The 13,712-nt window shown below is 63.6% G+C and carries 13 protein-coding genes; 4 read left to right on the forward strand and 9 right to left on the reverse strand.

What is annotated here, in order from left to right:
• Positions 1–15: 15 nt before the first annotated feature.
• From R2B70_RS17700 to nudF, 5 genes are all read right to left on the reverse strand, one after another.
• Entirely contained in the window at positions 16–639 is a 624-nt protein-coding gene (locus R2B70_RS17700) for an NUDIX hydrolase (protein ID WP_042076812.1), read from the reverse strand.
• A gap of 2 nt (positions 640–641) precedes the next feature.
• Positions 642–1,229: a YqiA/YcfP family alpha/beta fold hydrolase gene (locus R2B70_RS17705; protein WP_042076813.1), complete on the reverse strand. Its 588-nt coding sequence runs from the start codon at positions 1,227–1,229 to the stop codon at positions 642–644.
• A 10-nt stretch (positions 1,230–1,239) separates the two neighbouring features.
• A complete protein-coding gene (gene cpdA / locus R2B70_RS17710) occupies positions 1,240–2,058 on the reverse strand; it encodes a 3',5'-cyclic-AMP phosphodiesterase (protein WP_042076814.1) in 819 nt (272 codons plus the stop codon).
• Positions 2,059–2,085: 27 nt separating this feature from the next.
• Entirely contained in the window at positions 2,086–2,532 is a 447-nt protein-coding gene (locus tag R2B70_RS17715) for a DUF1249 domain-containing protein (protein WP_318162103.1), read from the reverse strand.
• Positions 2,533–2,738: 206 nt separating this feature from the next.
• Positions 2,739–3,380: an ADP-ribose diphosphatase gene (gene nudF, locus R2B70_RS17720; RefSeq protein WP_318162104.1), complete on the reverse strand. Its 642-nt coding sequence runs from the start codon at positions 3,378–3,380 to the stop codon at positions 2,739–2,741.
• Positions 3,381–3,687: 307 nt separating this feature from the next.
• Here nudF and tolC point away from each other — a divergent pair, with 307 nt between their 5' ends.
• Positions 3,688–5,013 carry an outer membrane channel protein TolC gene (tolC, locus tag R2B70_RS17725; RefSeq protein ID WP_042076817.1) on the forward strand — a complete coding sequence of 442 codons (1,326 nt, stop codon included), beginning with the start codon at positions 3,688–3,690 and terminating at the stop codon, positions 5,011–5,013.
• 232 nt (positions 5,014–5,245) lie between these two features.
• On the opposite strand, the gene hldE is transcribed toward tolC, so the two are convergent.
• A complete protein-coding gene (gene hldE / locus R2B70_RS17730) occupies positions 5,246–6,673 on the reverse strand; it encodes a bifunctional D-glycero-beta-D-manno-heptose-7-phosphate kinase/D-glycero-beta-D-manno-heptose 1-phosphate adenylyltransferase HldE (protein WP_219142937.1) in 1,428 nt (475 codons plus the stop codon).
• A 264-nt stretch (positions 6,674–6,937) separates the two neighbouring features.
• Between hldE and lpxL the strand changes: the two genes are divergently transcribed.
• On the forward strand, positions 6,938–7,861 hold the full coding sequence (lpxL, locus tag R2B70_RS17735) for an LpxL/LpxP family Kdo(2)-lipid IV(A) lauroyl/palmitoleoyl acyltransferase (RefSeq protein ID WP_209793703.1): 924 nt from the start codon (positions 6,938–6,940) through the stop codon (positions 7,859–7,861).
• Positions 7,862–8,114: 253 nt separating this feature from the next.
• Here lpxL and R2B70_RS17740 read toward each other — a convergent pair whose 3' ends face one another.
• The 3 genes from R2B70_RS17740 to R2B70_RS17750 form a co-directional block, all read right to left on the reverse strand.
• Positions 8,115–10,094 carry a bifunctional 2',3'-cyclic-nucleotide 2'-phosphodiesterase/3'-nucleotidase gene (locus R2B70_RS17740; RefSeq protein ID WP_318163375.1) on the reverse strand — a complete coding sequence of 660 codons (1,980 nt, stop codon included), beginning with the start codon at positions 10,092–10,094 and terminating at the stop codon, positions 8,115–8,117.
• 127 nt (positions 10,095–10,221) lie between these two features.
• A complete protein-coding gene (gene lysE / locus R2B70_RS17745) occupies positions 10,222–10,842 on the reverse strand; it encodes an L-lysine exporter (RefSeq protein ID WP_216991552.1) in 621 nt (206 codons plus the stop codon).
• 263 nt (positions 10,843–11,105) lie between these two features.
• A complete protein-coding gene (locus R2B70_RS17750) occupies positions 11,106–11,888 on the reverse strand; it encodes a LuxR family transcriptional regulator (RefSeq protein ID WP_318162105.1) in 783 nt (260 codons plus the stop codon).
• 64 nt (positions 11,889–11,952) lie between these two features.
• Between R2B70_RS17750 and R2B70_RS17755 the strand changes: the two genes are divergently transcribed.
• Both R2B70_RS17755 and R2B70_RS17760 read left to right on the forward strand, forming a co-directional pair.
• Positions 11,953–12,579 (forward strand): acyl-homoserine-lactone synthase, encoded by a 627-nt coding sequence (locus R2B70_RS17755; protein WP_318162106.1) that lies wholly within the window; start codon positions 11,953–11,955, stop codon positions 12,577–12,579.
• Positions 12,580–12,807: 228 nt separating this feature from the next.
• Positions 12,808–13,707, forward strand: coding sequence for a LysR family transcriptional regulator ArgP (locus R2B70_RS17760; RefSeq protein WP_209793705.1), 900 nt, complete (start codon positions 12,808–12,810; stop codon positions 13,705–13,707).
• The last annotated feature ends 5 nt before the right edge of the window (positions 13,708–13,712 follow it).

Genomic DNA, 13,712 nt, shown 5'->3' on the forward strand with positions numbered 1-13,712 from the left:
CCCCTCGTCGTCGCCTCAATCGAACAGGGTATCCCGCCGACCCTCGCGCAGATGGGCGTGCAGGGTGCGCAACTGGGATGCCACCACCCGATGGCGGGAAAGCGGGGGCAAGTCGTCGATGGGGAAGTACGCCGCGCCCTGGGTCTCATTAGTCTCGGTGAGTAGCGCGCCCCCCGTCACCTCGCACAGGAAGAAAGCCTTGTGGGCATGGGGCAGTTGCGGGGGATGGGGATGCTTGAGCTTGTCGAACAGCGCCAGCAGTTGCACGGCCCGGCAGGCGAGGCCGGTCTCCTCCACCACCTCGCGCACCACGGCCCCCGCCGGCGAGTCGCCGATGTCGCACCAGCCCCCCGGCAGGGTCCAGAGCCCGTCGCAACGCTCCTGCACCAGCAGGAGATGGCCCGCATCGTTCTGGATGAAGGCTCGCACATCCAGCTTGGGGGTGGGATAACCACTATCCAGGGCGATCCAGTCGCCGATGGCTTCCGGTGCCAGCTCGCTCTGGCTGGCGATGAGCGCCACAGTGGCGGCTCGCAGCGCCTCGAAGCGGGCTATATCGAAGGGATCTTTCGAGTAGGTAAGCCCGGCCTGCGCCGTGGCCAGCACCTGTTCGAGGAAGGCGGCCAGTGGCAGCTGCATGGCTAGAGCCCGAGGAAGCGGACGATCTGGGCGGGGTAGCGCTCGAAGCCTGTGAAGGCGTGGTTGCCACCGCACTCCAGCGACAGGCGGGCAAAGCGGTATTCGTCCAGCGCCTTGCGATAGTCGAGCACTTCATCCTCCTGCTGCTGCAGGATCCAGAGCCGCTCGGGGGCCGTCACCGGCACCGCCAACGCCCGCAGCTCATCCATGTGCGCCGGCAGCAGCTCGTAGCGTTCGCCGTTGTAGGGGTTGGTCTGGGGACCGAGGTAGTCGCAGAGCAGTTCGTGAGGGCGCACCGCCGGGTTGATGAGGGCGGCGCGGCAACCATGCAGCTCGCTCACCCTGGTCGCCATAAAACCGCCGAGGGAGCTGCCCACGGCGCCGAGCTTGAACGCACTGCCGTGACGGGCTTTCAGGCCGGCGATGGCCTGCTCGATGGCGGACCAGGCCGCCGCTGGCGTATTGGGCTGGGCCGGGATCACCACCTCGATGTCGGGTCTGTGCTCGGCCACCCAGGCCGCCATCTGTTGCGCCTTGACCGAGCCGGGGGAGGAGTTGAAACCGTGCAGGTAGAGCAGAACGGAGGTCATGCAGGCCTCCTCAATAACCGGTGGCATCGGGGTCGGGCACGAACTGCCCCATCGGCAGGCGCCACACCTGGCTCGCGACCCTGCCGTCCGGATGCAGGGTGAGATAGCGCCAGCCCGGGCCGGACTCGTCCAGGGCGAAGCCGTCGGAGAGCGGCTTGAACTGAATGCAGGTGGAGGGGCTGGCGATCAGCCGCACGCCGCGATGCACCTCGTCAAACTCCTGGTGGACGTGGCCGAACAGTATGGTCTTCTGCTGCGGGTGGCGGGCCAGCACGGCAAACAGGTCGTCGGCATTCTTGAGGTTGTGCTGATCCAGCCAGGCGCAGCCCACCGGCACCGCCTGATGGTGCAGGGCGATGAGGGCATGGCGCTCGGGGTGCTGGCGCAGGGCCTGATCCAGGGCCGCCAGCTGGTGATCCCCCAGCACGCCGTGGGGTTTGCCACGCACCTGGGTGTCCAGCAGGATGATCTGCCAGTGCTCCCCCACCAGTTGCTTGGCCTCGCTGATGCCGGCCGCATGCAGGTATTCGGTCATCAGGGGGCCGTCGTCGTGGTTGCCGGGCAGCCAGTAGATGGGGCGAGCAAGCGGCGCCATCATGGAGGCGAAGCGCTGGTAGGACTCCGGGCTGTGATCCTGGGAGAGATCCCCAGTGGCGAGGATGAGATCGAACGGGTGGTCATTGGCCTGCACCTGTTCCAGCACGGCGGCCAGGCTCTGCGCCGTGGGCACGGCCAGCAGCCGCCCCTCGGCGCTCGCGAAGAGGTGGGTGTCGGTAATCTGTAACAGGCGCACACTGCCGTCCGGCGCCTGAGGTAGCTCTGTTTCCAAAATCACGCTTCTTTTTTATGGGTTCAACTAGAGGATGTTGATCAGGCTGATGCCGTGTTTGAGACAAAATCTTAACCAATCGGCCAGGAATAGATTTACCTGCTCTTTTTCATCCCTGTGATGCATTTTTTGATTGGGATAATCATAACGTGGTTGCAACATCGAAATCTGTTGCGCCGCACACACTTCCGCCATCCGCACATCGTGATACAAACGAATCTCTATGCGAGCCTGCAAGTAGCTCGGCAATTCCGGGTTGTGCTGGGCCAGGATCACCTGGCTGGTGAAGCGGCTCTCCTCGGTGACGGTGAGCTGGAACTGCAGGCCGTTGCCCACCTGATAGCGGCGCTCGGCCCCCACGGAGCCGCCGGGGGGCAGCAGCTTCATCAAGGCCATATAGTTCACCTCGCAGGTACGCTGCAAGGACATCAGGTCGGGCACATAGCGCTTCATCGGGCTCTGGACTAATGGCATATCGCGGCTCCATCAATCAGGGTCCATGGGTAGTTCACCTCGCAGGTGCGCTGCAAGGACATCAGATCGGGCACATACCGCTTCATCGGGCTCTGAACTAATGGCATGTTGCGGCTCCATCAATCAGGGTCCATGAAGGGTGGACCCGCTGCATGGTGATCAAGTCGGACACAGGGCACCTGACCCTGGCCTGAACGAGTGCCACCTCAGCGCCCCGCCAGCCAGCGGGCCCGCAGTTCGCCGTGGTTGAGGGCCAGCCACTGCAGGGCGATGACGGAGGCGGCGTTGTCGATGCGCCCCTCCTTCAACCAGGCATAGGCCTGCTCGCGGCTCACCACGTGCACCCGGATGTCTTCACCTTCCTCCGCCAGACCGTGGATCCCCGCGGCCCGGCTCGCATCCACCTCGCCAACGTAGACTTCGATGCGCTCTGTGCTGCCACCCGGGCTCACCAGATAGCTGATGGCGTGTTCACAGCGGCCCACCTCGATCCCCGCCTCTTCCACCGCTTCGCGCCGCACCACGGCCTCGGCGGTCTCCCCTTCATCTATGATGCCGGCCACCAGTTCGAGCAACCAGGGGGTGGCGCTGGTCTCCATGGCGCCGATGCGAAACTGCTCCACCAGCACGATCTCATCCCGTACCGGATCATATGGCAGCAGGGCGGCAGCATGGCCGCGCTCGAACAGTTCCCGCACTATGGGCTCATTCCAGCCACCGGCAAACAGCCTGTGCTGCAGGCGGTAGACGTTCACCTTGAAGAAGCCGTTATATCCGGCTGATTTACCGATGATTTTCACATCATCGCCGGAGTAGTGACGGGTTTGAGGCAAGGCTTGCTGTGACATATGAGACTCCTACCAGCTTGACTTGGCCTGGTTTGACCATAATATTCGGGGGCATGAATGAACATTCATTCATTTGCTCTCGCCGATGATGAGGGAAGGATTTTAGCAGCCACAGGACATTTGGCTAGGCGGGTTGCCGAGAAAACCTGCCCTGCCTCTTGACGTTTCCGTTACTGGAAAAGAGACAGTTCGCAATGAAATCTGCTTATAGTAGAGTGGTTAAGCTGAAATCAAGCTTGGTCGGTGACAATCCCCCCCTTCATCCAGCGGACAGCTTTGGGTTGATACATAAGGTTAAAAATATCATATGAAAAGAACACTCTTGTCAGTCATGGTGATGCTGGGTGTGAGCGGCGCCGCTCATGCCGAAAACCTGCTCGAAATTTACCAACAAGCCCAGATCAAGGATACCCAGCTGTTGGAATCCAAGGCCAAACGGGACCAAGCCTTCGAGAAGATCAACGAATCCCGCGCAGCCCTGCTGCCCCAGATCAACCTGGGTGCCGGCCTCAACTACCTGCAGAACAAGGACGATACCCAGACCAACACGGGCGCCACCGGCTCAGTGACGCTGGATCAGTCCATCTACCGCCGCAGCAACTGGGTCAACCTGGACCTGACCGAGAAGAGCGCCACCCAGTCCGACGTGGCCTACAACCTTGAGTACCAGAACCTGATGCTGCGTACCGCCCAGGCCTATTTCGACGTGCTCAAGGCGATGGATACCCTGGAATTCGTGCGCGCCAACAAGACCGCGGTGGAACGTCAGCTGGAACAGACCCAGCAGCGCTTCGAAGTGGGCCTGACCGCCATCACCGACGTGCATGAGGCCGAGGCCGAGCGCGACCAGGCGCTGGCGGACGAGATCAATGCCGAGAACACCCTGGACAACAGCTACGAGAGCCTGCGCGAGCTGACCGGCATCGATCACCGTCAGCTGGACGTGCTCAACACCGAGCGCTTCAGTCCGCAGAAGACGGCCTTCAACTCCGACAAGTGGCTGGAGCTGGCCCTGGACAAGAACCTGGAGCTGCACAGCGCCCGCATCGGCAAGGACATCGCCAAGGAGCAGATCGATCTGGCCAAGACAGGCCACGAGCCGACCCTGGATCTCGGCGCCGGGCTCAGCGCCGGTTACAACGATTACAAGGACGAGATCCGCAACCCCGAGAGCAACAGCAACCAGGGCAATATCGGCCTGAACTTCAACCTGCCGCTCTACACCGGCGGGGCCACCACCTCCCAGGTCAAGCAGGCGCAGTTCAACTACGTGGCCGCCAGCGAACAGCTGGAGCGCAGCTTCCGCTCGGTGCAGAGCACGGTCCGCTCCTCCTACAACAACGTGAACGCCAGCATCGGCTCGGTGCGCGCCTACAGCCAGTCCGTCATCTCCGCCGACAGCGCCCTGAAGGCGACCGAGGCCGGGTACGAAGTGGGCACCCGCACCATAGTCGACGTGCTGGACGCCACCCGCAAGCTGTATCAGGCCAAGCAGAAGCTCTCCGAGGCCCGCTACAACTACATCCTCAGCATCCTCTCCCTGAAGCAGGCCGCCGGCATCCTGGAGCAGAAGGATCTGGAGGAGGTCAACCAGGGGCTGATGCCCGCGGCCCAGGTCACCAAGCAGTCCTGAGCCAGGCGCACACCATGAGAAAAGGCGACCCCGGGGTCGCCTTTTTTATGTCTGCACAGTAGTCAAACCGCTCACTTCCAACCTATCCCGGTAGGCGTCGTTGTTGAAGGCAGTTTGAGTCAGGACAGCACACAGAAACCGGAGCGTACTGGAGTACGTGAGCCCTTGGTTTCACATAAGCGAGCACTGCCCGGGTTCAAAATGGCGAATACAATAGCCTAATAGGATGGGTTTAGCCGCGCTCGCGGATGGTCTTGATGATGTCGCTGGTGGAGCAGCCGTCCTCGAAGTTCAGCACCCGCACCTCGCCGCCGTTGGCGGTCACCTCGGCGTAACCGGCGATCTCTTCGGGCTTGTAGTCGCCACCCTTGACCAGCAGGTCCGGCAGGATCTCGGCGATCAGGCGCTGGGGAGTGTCCTCGGAGAAGGGAACCACCCAGTCCACGGCGCCCAGGGCCGCCAGCACCGTCATGCGGCGTTCGGTCGGATTCACCGGGCGACCCGGCCCCTTGAGGCGGCGCACGGACTCGTCGGTGTTGACCGCCACGATCAGGCGATCCCCCAGCTTGCCGGCATTGGCCAGATAGGAAACATGGCCCGCGTGCAGGATGTCGAAGCAGCCGTTGGTCATCACCACCTTCTCGCCCCGCAGGCGGGCGGCCTGGACGGCGACCTTGAGCTGGGCCTCGGACATGACGCCAAAGCCGGTCTCCTGCTCGGTGTAGAGCGCATTGGCCAGCTCCACCGGGCTGACGGTGGAGGTCCCCAGCTTGCCGACGACGATGCCGGCGGCGGTGTTGGCCAGGGCGCAGGCCTCGTCCAGGCTCATGCCTGCGGCCAGGGAGGTCGCCAGGGTGGAGATGACGGTGTCACCGGCACCGGTCACGTCATAGACCTCGTGGGCCTGGGCCGGCAGGTGCAGCTCGGGCTGGCCTTCGCGGATCAGGGTCATGCCGTTCTCGGAGCGGGTCACCAGCAGGGCGTCCAGCTCGAAGCGCTTGACCAGATCCAGTCCCTTGGCGACCAGATCCTCCTCCCCCTTCACCTTGCCCACCACGGCCTCGAACTCGGACATGTTGGGGGTCAGCAGGGTGGCACCGCGGTACTTCTCGAAGTCGGTCCCCTTGGGATCCACCAGCACGGGAATGCCGGCGACGCGGGCGCGGCGGATCATGCCCGGCACGTCGTTCAGGGCGCCCTTGCCGTAGTCGGAGAGGATCATCACGTCCGCCTCGGGCAGCGCCTGCTCCACCTTGCCCATCAGCAGGCTGGCGTCCACGTCGTGGAAGGCCTCCTCGAAGTCGAGGCGCAGCAGCTGCTGGTTGCGGGAGAGCACCCGCAGCTTGGTGATGGTCGGGTAGTCGGTCAGGCGAACGAAATCACAGGCGACCTTGACCCCCGCCATCTGGCCGGCCAGCGCGTCGGCGGCCTCATCCTGGCCGGTCAGCCCCAGCAGCACGGCCTGGGCACCCAGGGCGGCGGAGTTCAGGGCCACGTTGGCGGCGCCACCCGGGCGCTCCTCTATGTGTTCGACCTTGACCACGGGCACCGGTGCCTCGGGGGAGATGCGGCCGGTGGGGCCGTGCCAGTAGCGATCCAACATGACATCGCCAACGACCAGAACGCGGGCTTTTTCAAACTCGGGCAGGGTGATCTTCATCTGTATCGGCTCTCAAAACCTGAAAAATTCAGCGGGCGATTTTACCACACTCTTTTCCCCGGCGTGAAAAAAGCGCGGCCCCGCCCACCGCCATCCGCCCCTGCCGCCCCCTCTGACCAGGCGACGCTGATTCGCACCCGCCCCTGTTTTTCGGATAGAATCCCCAGATTGCGAGTGGCGCCATCCGCACGGCCAGGCACAAGCACGGCTCGTCCCCGTTCGGCTGGACTCCCCTATTTTGCGTTTGTGAACAAGAGACTCTTCATGGCCCAAGAACATGCTCCCCGCCTCGAACCCCGTCTGTTCCATCCCCGTTACTGGGGCAGCTGGTTCGGCCTCGGCCTGCTCTGGCTGCTGGTGTTGCTGCCCTGGCGCAGCCAGATGTGGCTGGGCCGCCAGCTCGGGACCCTGGCCCGCAAGGTGCTGAAATCCCGCGTCAAGATAGCGCGCCGCAACCTGGAGCTGGCCATGCCGGAGCTGAGCCGGGATGAGCGCGAGGCCCTGCTGGTGCAAAACTTCGAGAGCGTGGGCTGCGCCATCTTCGAGGTGGGGATCGCCTGGTTCTGGCCGGACTGGCGGATGCGCCGCCTCATGAAGGTGGAGGGGGAAGAGCATGTTATCCGGGCCGTTGAGCAAGGCCAGGGCATGCTGCTGCTCTCCTGCCACTTCCTCACCCTGGAACTCAACGCGCGCTGCTTCGGCCTGGTGCGGCCCGGGGTCGGCGTCTATCGCCCCAACACCAACCCGGTGCTGGAGTACGCCCAGTACCACGGCCGCTGCGCCTCCAACAAGTACCTGGTAGACCGCATGGACGTGAAGGGCATGATCAAGGCGCTGCGTAACGGCGATGCCCTCTGGTACGCGCCGGATCACGACTACGGCAGCCATGCCAGCGTCTTCGTGCCCTACTTCGCGGTCGAGCAGGCCGCCACCATCACGGGGACCGCCACCCTGGCGCGGGTCAAGAACACCGTCACCCTGCCCTGCTACAACATCCGCACCAAGGAGGGCTACACCCTGCATATAGGGGCGCCGCTGGAAGGCTACCCGAGCGGCGACGATCTGGCCGACGCCAGCCGCGCCAACCGCGAGATCGAGGCCGCCGTGCGCAAGGCCCCGGAGCAGTACATGTGGCTGCACCGCCGCTTCAAGACCCGTCCCAGCCCGGAAGATCCCAGTTACTACTGATAGAGGCATTCACCGCTGCTTCAAGACTCGCTTCGACCCGGAGGATACCGGTTACTACTGGGAGACATTCATCACCTCCCCAAGACCCGCTCCGACCCGGAGGATGCCGGTTACTACTGGGAGACATTCATCACCTACCCAAGACCCGCTTCGACCCGGAGGATCCGGGCTGCTGCCGATGGGATTGAGCAACCGGCCCCAATGAGAAAGCCCTCGCACTGCGAGGGCTTTTTGTTGTCTGCCCGAGCCCGCCTTACTGGCGGATCAGGCGGTAGATGGCGTAGCCGGGGTGCTTGGCATCGTCCATCGGCAGGGTGGACTGGTACGCCAGATCCGCCCCCGCCAGGGCCTTGGCCTCGTCCGTCGGCGAGGAGTAGAGTCGCACGTCCACGTTGGCGGGCAGCGCCTTCATGTGCCAGTTGTTGTTGGCCGCCGGGCTGAAGCCGGCCGGGTTATCCGCAGACTGGGCCTTCAGGTACTGGGCGATGATCTCCCGCGTCTCGGAGGGGTCTTCGTGGACTATGTTGCTGCCGTCGATACCCGGGAAGTGGCCACCGCCGCTGGCGCGGTAGTTGTTGGTCACCACGTAGAACTTCTGGGCCGGATCGACGGGCTGGCCGTTGAAGGTGAGGTTGCTGATGCGCTGGCCGTCGCTCACCTTGGTCCCGTCCTTGCCGTAGCGGGCCGGCTGGGTGATGTCCACCTCGTAGCTCACCCCGTCGATGACGTCGAAGTTGTAGGTGGGGAAGTTCTCGTTCACCAGCCACTGCACCTCTGTCTTGCTGGCATCGATCCGGTTGAACTGGCCGGCACTCATCTCCAGCCACTCCTTGACGGTGGCCCCGTTCACCTCGACCACCTGCAGGGTGTTCGGATAGATGTAGAGGTCGGAGACGTTGCGCAGGGAGATGTCACCCTGGGCCACGTAGGTGAAGTCGTTGATGCCGTTGCGACCACCGCGGAAGGGGGCCGCCACCGACAGGATCGGATACGGCTCCTTGAGCAGGCCGTCTTGTTGCAACTGCTCGGCGTGACGGCGCTGGGCATCGCTCACCAGCTGGACCGAGGGGTCGTCCTGCACCAGGGCGAAGAAGCTGTGGATGGGGGAAGTGATCTTGCCGAGGGGCTCGTCCAGCCACTGGTTGGTGGCGTCGTGGTCCGCCTGCACCAGGTCCACCACCCGCTGATCCACGGCGCTGCCCTCGCTGGAGTCGATCTTGCGCAGGCTGGCCTGGCTCTGCTTCACCCGCCACCGGCCATCCACCTGCTCCAGCTTGAGGTCTATGATACCGAGGTGGTTGCCCCAGTAGCCGGGCATCACGGTCGGGATGCCGCCGAGGGTGCCCGCCTGGTTGTCCACCTCCGGCAGGTCCGGGAAGTCCCCGGGGAAGTTCTTGTGGGCGTGGCCCAGCATCAGGGCATCCACCCCCTTCACCTTGGCCAGGTGCCAGGCAGAGTTCTCCATCATGGCCTCGTAGCTGCTGGCATTGATGCCGGTATGGGCCACCACCACCACCACGTCGGCACCCTTGGCGCGCAGCTCGGGCACATAGTGGTTGGCGGTCTCGACCATATCGGCCACCACCACCTTGCCCTCCAGATGGCGCTTGTCCCACTGCAGCACCTGGGGCGGGGTCAGGCCCAGGATGCCCACCTTGACGGTCTGCAGCTGGCCCTTGTCATCGGTCACCTGGCGATCCAGCAGCAGGTAGGGGGTGAACTTGTTGCCGCTCCAGTCTACTTGCCCCTTCGCATCGCGCTTGAAGGCGGCCGCCTCGAACACGTTGGCGTTCACATAGGGGAACTCGGCCCCCGCCAGCACCTTGCCGAGGTAATCCAGACCGTAGTTGAACTCGTGGTTGCCCAGGTTGCCGGCGTCATAGTCCAGCTCGTTCATCGCCTTGAACACCGGGTGGGCCTGCTTCTCCAGGTAGCCGGCGCCGGACTGCTCGAAGATGTAGTCCGCCAGCGGCGTGCCCTGGATCAGGTCGCCGTTGTCGAGCAGCAGGTTGTTGGGGTTCTCGGCGCGGGCGGCGCGGATCAGCAGGGCGGTGCGGGAGAGGCCAAACTTGCGGTCCTCCTTGTCCTGGTAGTAGTCATACCCCAGCACGTTGGAGTGGATGTCGGAGGTCTGGATCAGACGCAGGGAGACAGTCCCCGGCTGTGCCTTGCTGTCGTTTTCGTTGCTGCAGGCAGACAGCAGCACTATGGTGGCGATGGCCCCCAGCTTCATGGTGTTTTTCACTGTATTTTCCCTTTTATTATGAGTAACGCTTTACCAGCGCTGGGAATTTAACAGACGAATATGTCAGCATATGAAGCCGGGACTCATTTTTATGAAGCGCGGCACAAAAATAGCCTTATGAGGCCATCAGTGCCCCGCTGGCCAGCTTGACCGCCAGCACCAGCATGATGAGACCAACAACAAGATCAATGGCTTGCTGTACCCGCCCCCGAGAAAGCCAGGGGGAAAGCGCCGCCGCCCCGAACGCCAATCCGTAAAACCAGACCAGGGAGGCCAGCATGGCCCCAGCCGCGAAGGCGGGCCGCAGATCCTCGGCAAACTGGCTGCCGAAGGAGCCGAGCAGCATCAGGGTATCCAGATAGACGTGGGGGTTGAGCAGGGTCACCCCGAGCGTCATGGCCAATACCCCCTTGACCCCCATCAGCTGGGGGGAATCCGCCAGGGCAGCCCCCTGCCCGCGCCAGGCACTGCGCAGGGAGCGCATACCGAACCAGCCGAGGAAGAGCACGCCGCCCCAGGTCAGCAGCGCCAGCCCCACTGGACTGGCCGCCAGCAGGTTGGCACCGCCGAACACACCTATGCCGATCAGCACGAGATCGCACAGGCAGCAGAGGGTCGCTGTCAGCAGGTGGTGGTTGCGGTGAATGCCCCGACTCAGCACGAAGGCATTCTGGGCCCCGATGGGGATGATCATGGCGAGGCCGAGGGTGAAGCCTTGCAGGGTGGTGGCAAACATGGGATGCGTTCCTGTGAAAGAGTTGGACGCACTATAAGGGGGTGCAGGCAATCAGAGAAATTCATTCATTTTCTGATGCATTCATAAAACTGATGATATTCGCGCCGAAACCACACAAAGAAGGTTGTCAATTGCAGGATCTGACAATTGTGGGGCCCCGGTCACCACCCCGAGAATCGGCGGGATGAGGGAGCGGCGCAGGACAGCGGGCGATGGCGACAGGGGAGATGCCGGGCGACGGAGCAATGCCGCCCGGTCGAGGCTCACTGCAGCAGCTTGGGGAAGTTGGTGACCACCACCTGCTCCAGGTTCGGCAGCAGGATGCCGCTGCTCACCCCCTTGGCGATGGCTTGATAACGGTTCATCGATCCCGTCTTGCGGGTCACCTGATTGAGGTGGTAGTTCACGGTGCGCTCGGTGATCCCCAGGATGCAGGCGATCTCGCTCGAGGTCTTCCCTTCGCTCGCCCAGAACAGACACTCTGTCTCCCGCTCCGTCAACGCCTCCTGGGGGGCATCCTCCCTCATGCCGCTGCGCACCACCCGGATCGCCGCCTCGAAGATGTAGCTGGACATCCAGGAGAGGATGGGCGAGGACTCCAGCAGCAGATCGCTCGACGCCCGCTCCCGGGTGATAAACGACAGTATGCCGTTTTCCCCCGCCGCCCCGTGCAACGGGAACGAGATGCCGTTGCGCAACCCGAACTCCGCCGCCAGCCCCATCACATCCATGCTCCCCTCTTGCAGGAAGCGCGCCCTCTCGTCCAGCCGGTTCCAGTAGATGGGCAGGGTCTGCCTGCGGGCAAGCTGGATGATGGGATCGCAGGCCAGCATGTTGTTCACCGTGTAGGCCTGTACCCAGGAGTCGGGGCACTGGTTGAACAACACCACCTTGGGCCTCTGCATCGACATGGGCAGGATGAGCGCAAACCTATAGTAGTCGTAGCCCATTCCCAGGGTGAAGCGGCCGATCAGCTCCGCCAGCCGGTTGCCATCGGTCACCAGGGTGAAATGTTCCAGATACTCAAGCAGTTGGTCGCGTGTCATAGGCTAGCCCCCCCTGGCCAAGGCCTTGGATTATAGCGCCTAACCATGAAATGGAGAGACATGAATGCTTGTTTTCAAAGGAAAACTGAGAGAACACCCCAGATGGGAGGTCGAAAACGAGCTTTATCGCTTTCGCAAGCACGTCTTCTCCGATCGACTCGGTTGGGATGTGGAATCCCACCGGGGGCTGGAGCGGGACAATTTCGACAAACCCGATACCCACTGGGTGCTGATTGAAGATGAAGAGGGGTTGTGTGGCTGCATCCGCCTGCTCAGCTGTGCCCAGGACTATATGCTGCCCCGCATCTTCCCCATCGCCCTCGCGGGTGAACTGCCTCCGCGCGGTGCCGATGTCTGGGAGCTGACCCGGCTCGCCATCGACGCCGACCGGGCTCCCCGCCTGGACAACGGCATCAGCGAGCTGACCTGCGTCCTCTTTCGCGAGGTCCTGGCCTTCGCCAGGGAACAGGAGATCCGCGAGCTGGTGGCCGTGGTCAGCCTGCCGGTGGAGCGCATCTTCCGCCGCCTCGGTCTGCCCATCGAGCGGCTCGGTCACCGCCAGGCGGTGGATCTGGGTGCCGTGCGCGGAGTGGGGATCCGTTTTCATCTGGACGAGCGCTTCGAGCGCGCCGTTCACCGCCCCCTGCAGGGAGAATACAGGCCTGCGGACGCCCTGATCGCGACGACCTGACCCCATAAAAAAGTCCCGGGACAGTGCCCGGGACCAAGACGTTCGCTATGGCCCGTTTCCACCCCATGCAAAAACGGACAGGATGAGTATCTAATGAATCTCACCTTGTCTCTACTGTCACATCTCACAGTGGCAGTCCCTCCCCACCACCCGATCCGCGGCCGGGTTGTCCTCCCGCCGTCGCTCCAGTAGCATTCTTGCTCAATCCTCTTGTTATAAGGAATGCTGATGAAGGCGTTGGACTACAAGCTGCTGCTGGCGCTGGATGCGGTGATGGAAGAGCAGAACTTCGAGCGGGCCGCCCAGCGCCTGCACATCACCCAGTCCGCCATCTCCCAGCGCATCAAGCAGCTGGAGCAGCAGTTTGCCGAGCCGCTGCTCATCCGCAGCCAGCCGCTGCAGGCCACCGCGCTCGGCCAGAAGCTGCTGGCCCACTACCGCCAGGTGCGCCAGCTGGAGCTGGAGCTGGCAGGCGAGCTCTCCCCCGCCGAGCCCCAGGCGCCGATCCGGGTCAGCATCGCCGTCAACGCCGACAGCCTGGCCACCTGGTTCCTGCCCGCCCTGGCGCCTCTGCTGGAGCAGCACCCCATAGAGCTGAACCTGCTGGTGGACGACGAGAGCCGCACCCTGGACCGGGTGCGCGAGGGGCAGGCGTTCGGCGCCGTCAGCCTGCAACCCCAGCCCCTGGCTGGCTGCTGCGTCGACGAGCTCGGCGAGATGCGTTATCTGCTCACCGCCAGCCCCGCCTTCGTCGCCCGCCACTTTCCCCGCGGCCTGACCCCGGAGGCGCTCGCCAAGGCGCCGGCGGTGGCCTTCGATCAACGAGACGACATGCATGTGAGCTTCATGGCCCGTCACTTTGCACTCGCCCCCGGCGGCTACCCCTGCCACACGGTGCGATCCTCCGAGGCCTTCGTCGCCATGGCCGAGCAGGGGCTGGCCTGTTGCCTCATCCCGGAGCTGCAGATCCGCCGCCAGCTGGCCGAGGGCAGCCTGCTCGATCTCAGCCCGGAGCACCACCTGATAGAGCGACTCTACTGGCACCGCTGGGTGCTGGAACGGGGGCTGCACAAGCAGATCTCCCTACGCCTGATCCAGCAGGGGCGCCGGGCACTGCAACCGCGCTGAGGGGG

Origin of the sequence: Aeromonas sp. XH (genome assembly GCF_033348475.1) — a bacterium.
Lineage (GTDB): Bacteria > Pseudomonadota > Gammaproteobacteria > Enterobacterales > Aeromonadaceae > Aeromonas > Aeromonas sanarellii.

Excerpts from the sequence above, each read along its gene's own strand:
- R2B70_RS17760 (WP_209793705.1), top strand. The coding sequence starts at position 12,808 with ATGAAGGCGTTGGACTACAAGCTGCTGCTGGCGCTGGATGCGGTGATG.
- R2B70_RS17715 (WP_318162103.1), bottom strand. The coding sequence starts at position 2,532 with ATGCCATTAGTCCAGAGCCCGATGAAGCGCTATGTGCCCGACCTGATG.
- tolC (WP_042076817.1), top strand. The coding sequence starts at position 3,688 with ATGAAAAGAACACTCTTGTCAGTCATGGTGATGCTGGGTGTGAGCGGC.
- R2B70_RS17750 (WP_318162105.1), bottom strand. The coding sequence starts at position 11,888 with ATGACACGCGACCAACTGCTTGAGTATCTGGAACATTTCACCCTGGTG.
- R2B70_RS17740 (WP_318163375.1), bottom strand. The coding sequence starts at position 10,094 with ATGAAGCTGGGGGCCATCGCCACCATAGTGCTGCTGTCTGCCTGCAGC.
- lysE (WP_216991552.1), bottom strand. The coding sequence starts at position 10,842 with ATGTTTGCCACCACCCTGCAAGGCTTCACCCTCGGCCTCGCCATGATC.
- hldE (WP_219142937.1), bottom strand. The coding sequence starts at position 6,673 with ATGAAGATCACCCTGCCCGAGTTTGAAAAAGCCCGCGTTCTGGTCGTT.
- R2B70_RS17705 (WP_042076813.1), bottom strand. The coding sequence starts at position 1,229 with ATGACCTCCGTTCTGCTCTACCTGCACGGTTTCAACTCCTCCCCCGGC.
- nudF (WP_318162104.1), bottom strand. The coding sequence starts at position 3,380 with ATGTCACAGCAAGCCTTGCCTCAAACCCGTCACTACTCCGGCGATGAT.
- R2B70_RS17700 (WP_042076812.1), bottom strand. The coding sequence starts at position 639 with ATGCAGCTGCCACTGGCCGCCTTCCTCGAACAGGTGCTGGCCACGGCG.
- R2B70_RS17755 (WP_318162106.1), top strand. The coding sequence starts at position 11,953 with ATGCTTGTTTTCAAAGGAAAACTGAGAGAACACCCCAGATGGGAGGTC.
- lpxL (WP_209793703.1), top strand. The coding sequence starts at position 6,938 with ATGGCCCAAGAACATGCTCCCCGCCTCGAACCCCGTCTGTTCCATCCC.